Raw genomic sequence first — 13,731 nt, forward strand, 5'->3', positions numbered from 1 at the left:
GTGATCGGATGAAAGACGACTTGTATCAAATATACAATGATATCAGAACACGTAAACTAAATCCGCAAGATGCTGCCAATCAACTAACCTCTTTAATGGCGCAAAATCAACACAGCCAGACTTCCGGCGAGTCTCAGGAATCCGGGAATACGCTTCAGGCTAATACCGAGTTACATGAAAAGACACGCCGAATGTTGACTAAGGCTGTAGCTGATCAATTGAAGGTACGACCGGAGGAAATTGAAGCCGATGTGGAGCTCAGTGAGTATGGATTTGATTCCATTATGTTAACCGAACTGAGCAACTCCCTGAACAAGAACTACAGACTGAATCTGACGCCGGCCGTTTTTTTTGAACATTCAACTTTAGCGCAATTTACAGACTATGCTTTGGAAACCTATGTTGATCAATTTGCAGAACTGTGGACATCTCCTGCCGAGGCAAGAGATGTCCAGAAAACACATATTTCATCTGAATCCACAATGAAGAACAGATTTAAGTCATCCGAGAATTTCGAAATGGCTCACCATGATGAGAACGCTGAGACTTCTGAGAATGCTGGAACTTCCGTAAATGATGAGAGCTTTCATAAAGCTCAGGAAAACGCCAAGCATGGAAACTCCCGTCTGATGAGAGATACCAGCCCGCGATCTCAGGAAAGCCAATCTCGAACCCTTCAGCGAGCAGATAAGGCGATAACAACGTTTGAACCTGTTGCGATCGTAGGCATGACAGGAAGGTTTCCGATGGCAAAGGATACGGATGCGCTGTGGGAAAATTTAATCGAAGGAAGAGACTGTATCACCGAGATTCCATTGTCACGCTGGGATTGGAAGTCCATTTATGGAGATCCCCTAAAGGAATCGAATAAAACCAACATTAAATGGGGCGGATTTATAGATGGGGTGGATGAATTCGATCCTTCATTTTTTGGCATCTCCCCGCGGGAAGCGGAACTTATGGACCCACAGCAGCGTCTGCTAATGCTCTATGTATGGAAGACCATTGAGGATGCGGGCTATGCTGCTCAAAGCTTGTCTGGAAGTAACCTGGGTATATTCGTAGGCACCTCCGGAACGGGATACAGCAGTCTGATTTCCCGTTCCGGAATGGCTATTGAGGGGTATAGCTCAACCGGAATTGTTCCATCCGTAGGACCTAATCGAATGAGCTATTTTCTGAATGTACATGGTCCAAGTGAACCGATAGAGACGGCTTGTTCAAGCTCGCTAGTTGCCATCCACCGTGCAGTAACAGCGATGAGAAATGGGGATTGTGATGCAGCCATCGTTGGCGGTATTAATACCATCCTGACCCCGGAAGGACATATCAGCTTTAACCGTGCTGGGATGCTGAGTGAAGACGGACGTTGCAAAACCTTTTCCGAACAGGCTGATGGGTATGTTCGCGGTGAAGGTGTCGGCATGCTGATGCTAAAGCGGGTGAAAGATGCAGAACAAGCGGGAGATCACATCTATGGACTGATTCGGGGTACAAGCCAGAACCATGGTGGACGGGCTAACTCCTTAACGGCACCCAATCCAAAAGCACAGGCTGACCTATTGATCCAGGCCTATCGCAAAGCCGATATTGATCCAAGAACCGTCGGTTATATCGAAATCCATGGAACGGGGACACCTCTGGGTGACCCCATTGAAGTGAACGGGCTGAAGGCCGCTTTTAAAGAGCTGGCTCGTCAATCAGGAGATGAACCGCTTGGAACACCGCATTGCGGTTTGGGTTCTGTAAAGTCTCATATTGGACACCTTGAGATGGCTGCTGGTGTGGCGGGTGTCATGAAGGTATTGCTTCAGATGAAGCATCGTAAGCTCGTGCCAGGCTTGCATCTGGATCATATTAACCCCTATGTCCAATTGGACAACAGCCCGTTTTATATTGTGCGGGAAACAAGAGAGTGGGCTGTCCCGAGAGATAGCTATGGCAGGGAAATGCCTAGACGTGCGGGCGTGAGCTCCTTTGGTTTTGGCGGCGTGAACGCACATATCATTTTGGAAGAGTATATTCCGAATCGGGAGAATCATGAAAAAAATACAACAGCAATCCCCGGACAGCACCCTGCGATCGTAGTGTTGTCGGCCAGAAACGAAGCACGATTGCGTGAACAAGTGAATCAATTGCTTCTGGCCTTGCGTGAAGGAAAGTATGCAGAGAACGATTTGGCTAATATGGCCTATACGTTACAGATCGGACGCGAGCCTATGGAGGAGCGATTGGCACTGATTGTGGGAACTATGGCTGAATTGGAGACTGGCCTGACACATTACATGCATGAAGGAACAGTCACAGGTCATGACGGGATTGAAATCTACAGAGGGCAAGCCAAACGCAAGGATACACTCCTGTCACTAACAGAAGATGAGGAAATGCAGGATCTGGTCCATAAGTGGTACCTGCGTGGCAAGCTGGGCAAAGTCGCAGAGATCTGGACAAAAGGGTTCATTGTCCAATGGTCAGCCCTGTATGATGGGAAGAAACCAGCCAGAATCAGTCTGCCAACGTATCCGTTTGCCCAAGAGAAGTATTGGGTTCCTATCCCGGATTCCCGAATGCCGCGGCCATTCGAAGATGAATATTCGAACTGGGCAGGGGTTCTGCATCCCCTTGTACACAGTAACATTTCCAATTTATACTCACAGCGCTATGGCTCTATTTTTACTGGAACCGAGTCATTTTTGCAAACTTCTGCTACATCGGACAAACGGACTTTTCCCGATGTAGCCTGTATGGAAATGGCTCGTGTGGCGGCGCAGCATGCCATGGAGTCATCAGACGGGGATGGGCAATCGGTGATGGAGCTCAGATTATCCGATGTGAGGTGGGTGCAACATGACACAAACACCCTGAACACGGAGTTTCCATTACAGATTAAAATTGAGATTTACCCTGAAGAAGATCAGGAAGAACTTTTTTTCGAAATCAGCAGTGCAGGCAACAACAAGGGACGGCAGTTATTAACGTCGGGAAGAGTCTCCAGACTGGAAAGCTCTGCCTATGACCTAACAAGGTTTGACTTGCAAGCTGTACGTAAACGGTGTGAGTTGGATTCCAACCCAGCTACATCGGATGCAGATAATGCATGGTCTGGCGGGCAGACGACGGGCCGTGTGAAACAAAGTTATAAGGGGAATGGAGAAGTGCTGCTGCACATCTCCAGTTCCGTAGAAACTACAAGATCTACGAACATGATCATTGACCCGGAAATGCTGAATGACGCCATTCAAGTTGGAATGTGTGAACTTTGTGGGCAGCAGGGTCAAGTGAACCTCGGGGGAGCGGTTACATTAAAATCAGTCCATTCCTTGGAGGTTGTGCAGGATGGACAACCTGTTTGGGTATGGATTCGCCTGGGCACGGCGCCACATCATGACTCGACTGGAGCGGTTAGATCCGATCTCAGACTGGACGTAGCCATAGCCAATGATGCTGGTCAGGTTCTGGTCTGGATGGAACAAGTCACCGTGAGTGTGCCCGAGGTAGAAGGCGTAATCCTTCTGGAGCCATACTGGGAAACGGTCCCCAACCGCATGTCTTCTTCCGTACCGGTTTCATACAGCGAACACCGGATTATTCTGTGTGGTGAGTTGACAAATTTCACGATGACCGAAATGTTGAAACAGGAAATGCCAGGGGTTTCCCTGATACAACTCGGTTCAGCAGGGACCCTTGCAGAGCGTTACGAAGCATATGTGCTTGCCCTGCTGGAGCAGTTCAAAGATGGTGAGAGCCTCCGTCATGAAGGAAGCAAATTCATTCAGGTTGTCATACCTGATGATGCAGAACAATCCAGACTCTGTACAGGGCTGTCTGGTCTGCTTCGTACCGTTCAGCTTGAACATCCGCAGGTGCGCTGCCAGCTTGTTGAAATGCAGCGTGATACTTCACTGGAACAATGGCTGGAACGGCTTAAGTCCTGTGCAAATTTGCCGAATGAGGATCACTTGCGATATATGGAGAATCAACTGTACCGTGCATCATGGAAAGAACTTGTTCAGGACGTATCCGCCGAGGCAGTGAGTTCCATCGGTGAGCGTTCGAATCGGGATGGCCATGAGCATCTGCCAGCCCATCCGTGGCAAGACGGGGGCGTATACGTGATTACTGGAGGCGGCGGTGGTCTTGGAGCCATCTTTGCACAGGAGATCGCACTCAAGGCGACCGGGACAACGATTATTTTGACAGGCAGGTCTCCAGCGTTGCCAACTGCCGTCAGGCAGAGGATACAGGAACTGCCCGCCCACATTCAATATTTGACCATGGATGTAGCGGATGGAGAGAATGTTCAGACAGTGCTGGCGATGGTCCGTCATACGTATGGGAAAGTGAACGGGATTTTGCATGGCGCTGGCATTACCCGGGACCGTCTGCTTGAAAATAAAACAGGTGCAGAATGCAGAGAGGTGTTGGCATCCAAAGTTGCAGGGACGGTTTATCTGGATGAAGCAACACGGAGGGATGATCTGGATGTCATGATTTTATTTTCTTCCGGTACAGGCGTGACAGGTAACATTGGACAGGCAGACTACGCAGCAGCCAATGCTTTCATGGATCGTTATGCTGCTTATCGCAATACGCTTGTCCAACGAGGAGAGCGGACCGGACAAACGTTATCGGTGAACTGGCCTCTTTGGGAATCGGGAGGTATGCAGATCAATGAACACCAATTACGCAATTTGAAAAAACAGACGGGCATGCACCCTCTGCGTGAAGAAGAAGGAACGGCAGCCTTGTATCAGGCATTGGCAAGTGGAAGAAGTCAGGTACTGGTTGCGGCAGGTGAAGTGACCCGATTGAGACAGAAGTTTTTGTCTTCCCCCGATGCTCTTGACTCACGGAATGCGGGGGAGCCAGCAATCCCAGAGGAACAGACGGATACAGCCTGGCTTGAACATAAGGTCAGGGAAACGATGGCTTCCATGATTTCGTCACTTCTTAAGGTGCAGGTTACACAAATTGATCCCGAGGTTGAACTTGGGGAGTATGGACTTGATTCCATCATGCTGACGGAACTGACCAACACACTTAACGAGAATTTCAACATGAGTCTTACCCCGGCACTGTTTTTTGAATATTCGACGCTGCAAGCCTTCTCGCAATATGTAACACGTACCTATCAACAACAATTTTTGACGAGATTCTCATCCCAGATGGTTTCCACACAAGCGAAGAGTGGGACTGAACGAGCTGAACCTCTTGTTTTCCGACGATTTGCAAGTAAACATGCCTCGGACGCGGGAAGGATGAAACCAACGAACGTCATGGAGGATCAAGGCATTGCCATCGTAGGCATGAGCGGTATTTTCCCGAAGGCTGCTGACCCGGACGAGCTGTGGGACAATCTGGCAGCCCAGCGGGATTGCATTACGGAAATTCCTCGGTCTCGGCGGGAAAAGTATGCCAATCAAAGGGATTCTTTTAACGAGACTGGGGAGCTTGACAAGATCTGGGGAGGGTTTATTGAGGGTGTGGATCAATTTGATCCCGGATTCTTTGGTATTTCTCCCCGTGAGGCGGAACTTATGGACCCGCAGCAGCGGCTGCTAATGTTGTATGTGTGGAAAGCGATTGAAGACGCCGGATATGCTCCGCAAAGCCTTTCTGGCAGCAAGCTGGGCATATTTGTGGGAACGGCTGGTACGGGATACAGCAATCTCATCGCGTCTTCAGGTATGGCTCTGGATAGCTATACGTCTACGGGAATTGTACCTTCGGTTGGACCGAACCGGATGAGTTATTTTCTTAACGTCCATGGCCCGAGCGAGCCGATTGAAACCGCATGCTCCAGTTCGCTGGTTGCGATCCATCGCGCAGTCACGGCGATGAGGAACGGGGATTGCAATGCAGCCGTTGTAGGCGGTATTAATACCATTTTGACACCCGAAGGATATATAAGCTTAACTAAGGCAGGTATGTTGAGCAGTGATGGTCGGTGTAAAACGTTCTCCGCTCAGGCTGATGGATATGTTCGAAGTGAAGGGGTCGGCATGTTGATGATCAAACCGCTCAAGGATGCCGAGGAAGCAGGAGATCATATCTATGCCGTTATCCGTGGAACAAACGAAAACCATGGAGGTCGCGCCAATTCATTAACGGCACCCAACCCCAAAGCTCAGACGGAATTGTTATTCGAAGCGTACCAAAAAGCAGGAATTGATCCGAGAACGGTAGGTTATATCGAAACACACGGCACAGGCACTCCTTTGGGCGATCCGATCGAGGTCAATGCGCTTAAAGCGACGTTTAGGAATCTGTATGAACACACAGGGGATAGCCAAATGGGTGAGGCGCATTGCGGACTAGGCTCGGTAAAAAGCAATATAGGGCACTTGGAGATGGCTGCTGGCATTGCAGGTGTAATCAAAGTGCTGCTGCAATTAAAACATCAAAAACTGGCTCCAAATCTCCATCTGGATGAAGTGAATCCCTACGTGCAACTAGAGGACAGTCCGTTCTACCTTGTTCGTGATCTCCAAGAATGGAAGCCGATTACAAATGCGGACGGAAAGGTGATGCCAAGACGAGCGGGGGTCAGTTCGTTTGGTTTTGGTGGTTCCAATGCTCACGTCATTCTTGAAGAGTATACGGGAAAATTGGATAAAAAAGAGGCGGATCACTCAGCGGCACCTGAATATCCGGAAATGATTGTTCTGTCTGCACGGAATAAAGGTGAGCTTCAGGAGCAGGTTCGTTTGTTGCTGAAGAGATTGCAGTACAATTCATATATGGATGCTGATCTCCGCGATCTGGCCTATACGTTACAAGTGGGACGTAATGCAATGGAGGAGCGGTTGGGTGTGCTGACTTCCAGCATCGCCGATCTAAAGGAAAAGCTTAGCGTAGCACTGGATGAAGGCATGAAACAACTACCAGAAGGTTTAATGTACCAAGCGAGTCTGCATGGTGGCAGTGAAGCATTACGGTTTAACATGGACGAAGGCACAGAGGAAATCGTAAACCAATGGCTGCAAAACGGATCCTATGGAAAGGTGCTGGATATGTGGACCAAGGGATATCCGGTTCGTTGGGAGCATTTATATAAAGATGATCCAGATAAACCTTCCAGGTTAAGCTTGCCCACGTATCCATTTGCCAAGGAAAAGTATTGGGTGTCGTATCAGTCCGTCCAAAAATTCGAATCGGGTTCCCCGGCCGAAAGACAACAATTTGGTTCTGAGAGTCAGCACGTACCATCGGAAGAAGCAACGGAACTGCTTTCTTTTCAGGAAATTTGGGAAGAATCCTCTCGTCTTGACTCAGATTCGGCCAAGCTGGCGAGAGAAGATGTCAGGGGACTGATATGTCTGTTATCGGATAAAAACAAACAGTCTATCATTCGCGAAATGTTGGCTCGCCGCAGTCCGAATACCGAGGTCTATTTTGTTGAAGAGGCAGGCCCGGAGGCCGGGGAAATGGATCGGGAAGCATACTGTCAGCAATTTCGTATGATCGCCAAGCAAGGAGATCATATTGATGCGGTTCTGTATCTGTGGCCGTTGGATGATGCCCAATATTTACGTGATACAAGTCCGATTGTACACATGATTCAAGCGATGGTTATGGAGAATATACATCCCAAACGTATTTTATTGGCTGGTGAACATGCCACTGCGCTGGATCAGTGTTACCTCGACTCATGGATTGGCTTTGAACGTTCAATAGGTCTGAGTATGAAGAAGACGAAACTAACCGTATGCAGCTCGCAGGCACGACAGAACTCGGATATGTTGGGATTTGCGGACCTGTCGAACCTGCTGTGGGATGAACTTTTATCGGAATCGCCACAAAGTGTTCGTTTTGAGCATGGACGTCGTTTGGTAAGTCGAATGAAGCAAGTTGATTTAACGAAACATGCTGATGAGTATACCCGTTATCCGAAGCCTGGACAGACTGTATTGATTACAGGTGGACTTGGCGGATTGGGTGTTATTTTCGCAAAAGTCTGGGCTTCAAAGGGAATCAATCTTGTTTTGATGGGGCGATCTCCGCTGGATGAGCTGAACAGGCAATTGCTCAAGGACCTTGGAAAAAATGGCAGTCAGGTCATATATGTTCAGGCAGATGTGAGTGAAGCGGCAGAAGTAACAACGGCTCTGCAATCCGCCAAAATGCAATGTGGCGATATCCACGGATGGGTCCATGCCGCCGGAATGGAAAGTCAGGAAACCCTTCTGTCCAAAAGCGTACAAGCATTCGAACGAGTGTTACGTCCCAAGGTTAAAGGATTACTTGTGATGGATGAAGCATTGCAAAACGAACCTCTGGCTTTTCGCTGTTATTTTTCATCCTCGTCGGCGCTGCTGGGGGACTTTGGTTCCTGTGACTACGCAGTGGCCAATCGTTTTCAGATGGCGTACGCCCAGATGCAGGATCAGAATATTCGTACAATCGCCATTTTATGGCCACTTTGGAGAGAAGGCGGAATGGGCTCCAGGACGTCAGAAGGTACGGACATGTATCTGAGAACAAGTGGATTGCGTTTTCTGGAAAAGGATGAGGGGATCGCTTTTTTTGATCAGGCGATCAGACAATCCGGTACACATCAGCTTGCTCTAGCAGGAAGGCCAAGCCGGATACATCGTTTTTTGGGCTTGGACATGCCGGCTTCCAAGCAGTCTTCCCCTGGATTGCGCACGAAAGCGAGAAATCAGGATCAGGCCCAGGTAAGGAATTCACATTCACCATTAGGCAAGACTTTACAGGAATGTCTAGAACAAGAACTGAGAGGCTGGGCTGCCCAACTGTTGAAAATGGAAGCAACCAAGTTGGACCCGGACCGGAATCTGGCGGATTATGGTTTTGATTCGATCAGTCTAGCAGAATTCGCTGAGCTTATGAGCCAGCAATTCCGGCTTGAATTGTCGCCGACCGTCTTTTTTGCACATTCCACCCTGAACAAACTTTCTCAGCATCTGATCACATCCTTTTCCGAAGAAATGGAAGCAAGGTACAGCATGATGTCAACCGCATATCCAACACCAATACAAGATCACTCCCATACAGATAGAAACACCAATCCATCTGTAATGGAGCAGCTTGACGGACCAATGGAGCATCCTGTCCCTGAGCCTTCCGAACTTCACAGGGAAGAGCCTATAGCCATCATCGGCATGAGCGGAAGGTTTCCGCAGGCAGGCACCATCGAGGATTTGTGGACAAATGTTGAATCAGGTTCTTCCTGTATATCGAGATTGCCCCGCAGTCGTTGGACCTCAGAAGGCGGGAAGGATGTAACCGATGAGAATGCTGGTATTCCTGCATGGGGAGGTTATTTGGCGGATATTGATCGCTTTGATCCAATGTTTTTCCATATTTCACCGAATGAAGCAGCGATGATGGACCCCAGACAACGTCTATTCCTGGAAGAGGCATGGCATGCTCTGGAGGATGCCGGTTATATGGGGGATCGTATTCGTGGTCAGAATTGTGGTGTATATGTTGGGGTTGAAGAAGGCGAGTATGGTTATTTGACAGCAGAAAAAGGATCGATTAACGGTAATCAAAATGCCACACTTGCGGCCCGTATTGCCTATGTTCTGGATCTGAAAGGGCCCAATATGGCGATCACCGCCGCATGTTCTTCAGGGCTGGTAGCTCTTCATCAAGCGTGTCAAGCGTTAAGAAGCGGAGAGTGCGACACAGCCTTGGCCGGGGCAGTGAGTCTGATACTGTCTCCCATGCTGCACACAGCTCTCCATCGGGCAGGCATGTTATCCCCCGACGGCCAGTGCCGCGTATTTGACGAACGTGCTAACGGAATGGTGCCTGGTGAGGCTGTGACCGCGTTGATGCTCAAACCTTTGAAACAGGCCATTCAGGACGGAGATCATATTTATGGCACAATTAGAGGCAGTGGTGTTAATTATAGCGGACGAACCAATGGATTGACCGCGCCTGATCCTGAGTCACAGGCAGCGTTGATGAAAATGGTGTACAAACGGTATCGGATTGATCCACGCAGCGTGCAGTTCATCATGTCGCAAAGTGTGGGATCACCGATAGGAGATGCAATTGAGATGCAGGCATTATCCAACGTATATGGTTCTTACAACAATCAGGATATATCCGTGGCGATTGGCTCCGTAAAACCTTTAATCGGACATACCTTTGCGGCATCCGGTTTGGTTAGCCTTATAACGATGTTGATGGCCATGAGGCATAGAACAATTCCGGCTGTGCATTCCTATGAAGAGCCTAATCGGCATATCAACATGAGCATGGGCAGCAACCTCATTATCAATAAAGAAAACAGACCGTGGAGAATGCCGTTGAATGCATCAAGGATGGGAGCGATTAGCACCACAGGCATCAGTGGGACAAATGCACATGTGGTCATCGAAGAGTACGTTGCCGCGGAAACAGAGCAAAATGATGCAGTGAGCGAAGATTCGGTGGCCCAAGTTGTCATTCTGTCGGCGTTGAACAAGGAACGCTTGCAGGCCGCTGCACAGCAACTCCTGAATACAGTCATATTAAATAACGAGCTGAGCTTGAGGGATGTGGCGTATACGCTGCAAGTGGGCAGAGAAGCGATGCCGGAACGCTTGGCTCTAATTGTGAGTAATAAAAAAGAACTCATTATCGGGCTGAAGAAGTTTTTGAAAGCGGAAAAGGCAAATAAAAGCATGGTCGATTCTTGTCCGATGTTTACTGGAAGGGCAGAAGAAGACTCGGCAGTGAAGGAGCTGTTGTCAGGAAGGACTGGCGAAAAAATATTGAGAGCTTTCATGGCTGAGGGCAGCCTTGATAAAATTGCACTGTATTGGTCCAAAGGAGGCAACGTTTCATGGGAAGGTCTGCATGAAGGAAAGCCTGCCCAAATCATTTCATTGCCTGGTTATCCATTTGAAAAGAGAAGATGCTGGGTTGACCTTACTCATACTCACACTCATGCTAAATCTGTGGTCATTTCCAGCCTGGAGGAAGGGGCTCCTGATTCCGGTGTGGATGTAGCCGGGAATACATCACTGGAACACAGGATCACAGCCATCATCCTGAATCTGCTTGGCTTGGAAAGCGGTGAGATTCAGGAAGAAACACCTCTTGTGCAATATGGAATGGACTCCATCGTGTTTATCCAGTTCATTCAACGATTGCAAACCGAGCTGAATCCTGAAATCAATGCAGCAGATTTGCAACATTGTTTGACTTTGGCAGACCTCATAGCAAGTCTGACAGACAGATTAAATCAGACCCCTATGCTTCAGGGCAAGCCAACAAGTTTTAGTGTCACCGGACCGGAAGAGCAAACAAATGGCTCTTTGAAGTCGGTTGCTAAGGCATGGCCACAATTCCCCGAACTTGTTCGGCTGAATCATGCTTCTGAAGGCAGACCCATCTTCTGGTTTCATGCCGCAATGGGTGGGGTTGAAGGTTATCAGGTTATTGCATCCCGGTGTACGCGACCCTTCTACGGTATTCAGGCAAGAGGCTGGATGACTGACCGCTCTCCGTTATATGGGATCGAAGGCATGGCGATGTATTATGTGCATGTCATAAAAACCGTTCAGCCGGAAGGGCCGTATGATCTCGGTGGTTATTCTCTTGGCGGCCTGATTGCATATGAGGTGTGCAGGTTACTTCAGAATCAGGGTGACCAGGTGAACAGCATGGTGATGCTGGATTCGATCTATCTCTCTGATGAAGACGAAATGACTTCGTCGGACAAAGGTTATATTTTACAGTCCGTTAATATGTCGCTAATGTCTTCGATTCTTCATCAACCGGAGAAAATTGCAGACACGTTAATTCACCGCGATGAAATCAATATGGAATTAAGTAATGAGGATTTTCTTAAACACTTAACAGAAATTGCGAAATCCAGAGGGCTTTTCAAAAATGAGAAGCATCTGCAGCAGCTCATTGAGCAATGTGTCAAGGTTCAGCAGGCGTATCAGGCAGACCAGTACCAAGTTCAATCGCTTGCAGATCGAGATGCTGTGGCATGTTATTATTTCCGCAATCAAAGCGGACATTTCTTTGGTGAACTTGAGCCTTACTTTGTCACAGATGAAGATTGCATCGAACTGAACAACTCAACCTATTGGAGCATATGGGCGGAGAACATTCCGAATTTTAATATGTTTGACATCGATGTTTCCAACCATATGTTACTGTTGTCCAATCCCGCAAGCTCTGATCGAATAGGTGCTTTCTGCAAGCAGTTGTATTCAAATGAAGGGGTTACGGAAAAAGACATTCAATCCTTCAAAAAAAGCACCAAAGCAAAAGTCCCACGCAAGAGTTCCAAAAACCAGATCAAATAAGATCAGAAAAAAGCGTTGCTCATGAAAAGAGCGACGCTTTTTTTCGATCTTACGATCTTACATAATGGTCATCTATTGTTCAAGCGGACAAGCAACCGTTGAAGACCGCGAAAGCCTACATTGGAAAGCCATTCAGGCTCATCCTGTATCCATTCCATATGGGGATACCTTGCGATTAGGCGGCTCATGGCAATCTCTGTTTCCATCATCGCCAACTGGGCACCGATGCAAGAATGAATTCCTACACCAAAGGCCAGATTCCGCGCTTCATTACGTTCAATATCAAATAGATGAGGATCGGTAAATTTTCGCGGATCATGATTGGCTGAACCGAAGCAGAACATGATCAATTCTCCCTTTTTAATCTGCTGATCTAGAATTTCCATGTCCTCAAGGGCGGTTCTTACGGTAATCTGTGCAGGGCTTTCATAGCGAAGGACTTCCTGAATGGTGCTTTTGATCAGACCCGGAGATTCTTTCAATTTCTGAAGTTGTTCCGGATGTTTCATCAGTGTAAGCATGCCATTCCCAATCAGGTTACGTGTGGTCTCATGTCCGGCGAAGAGAAGCATGGCACATTGTGCATGAATTTCTTCAATTGTCAGGTGCACACCATCATCATCAGTTGCTTCTATAAGGTAAGTAATAAAATCTTCCTGAGGATGTATTCTTCGTTCTTCAATCACATCTGTTAAATAGGCAGTCAACAGAACCAAAAGATTTTGTGCACGCGTGACATCCTCATATGTAACCGTCATGGAACCGAACAAGTGAACGAGGCTATCTGCACATTCGGCCACACGTTCATATTGTTCCTCAGGCAGACCCAGCAGTTTCATAATGACTTTGGTGGGAAGCGGGTAAGCATAATCCCGAATCAAATCCACCTCTTCTTTTCCTTCCAGTTCATCAAGAGAGTCGTCGATCAGATCCATAATGTAGGGAGCCAGATTTTTGACCGACACGGAGAAGGCCTGGGTTAACATTTTGCGATATCTGATGTGAGAAGTGCCATCCTGAAGGGACATCCACATCGAGAACAGACGAATAAACTCCAGAATTCCATAGAGCTGTTGCTCCGAAAACTGGACGGCCCAATATTGTTGTGCCGTGTTATGGGAAATGCGTGGGTCTGCAATGTACTTGTTTACGGTTTCATATCCACCGATGTACCAAAGTCCTCCATAAAGATTCACTTTGTGAATTTCGCCTTGCTGAATCAGCTGTCGATACACGTCATACGGATTACCGAAGAAGTTTTCATTATAGAATGTGGTTGGATCATTGACATCAATGACAGGCATTGACAAGTGGTTTCCTCCTTTTATCACGCGCTTTTTGAAAAATAAAGGAAATTATACAAAAATAGAGTAGCATGTATACTAGAATCTGTCGAGTTATCCTCAGAATATTCGCCAAATTTTACTTTCATTTTACTTAATAAAGCAAA

Annotated in this window: 2 protein-coding genes; one reads left to right on the forward strand and one right to left on the reverse strand. The window is 47.8% G+C overall.

All coding sequences use genetic code 11. From position 1 onward, the window contains the following. Window positions 1-8: 8 nt before the first annotated feature. The gene (locus F0220_RS13115; protein ID WP_105598479.1) at window positions 9-12,281 is read left to right on the forward strand and encodes an SDR family NAD(P)-dependent oxidoreductase; all 12,273 of its coding nucleotides are present in this window, start codon (window positions 9-11) and stop codon (window positions 12,279-12,281) included. 68 nt (window positions 12,282-12,349) lie between these two features. Here the strand turns inward: F0220_RS13115 and F0220_RS13120 are convergent, their stop codons facing one another. Further along, the gene (locus tag F0220_RS13120) at window positions 12,350-13,585 is read right to left on the reverse strand and encodes a cytochrome P450 (RefSeq protein WP_105598480.1); all 1,236 of its coding nucleotides are present in this window, start codon (window positions 13,583-13,585) and stop codon (window positions 12,350-12,352) included. Between the last annotated feature and the right edge of the window lie 146 nt (window positions 13,586-13,731).

It is taken from the genome of Paenibacillus sp. 37, assembly GCF_008386395.1.
In the GTDB taxonomy this organism is placed as follows: domain Bacteria; phylum Bacillota; class Bacilli; order Paenibacillales; family Paenibacillaceae; genus Paenibacillus; species Paenibacillus amylolyticus_B.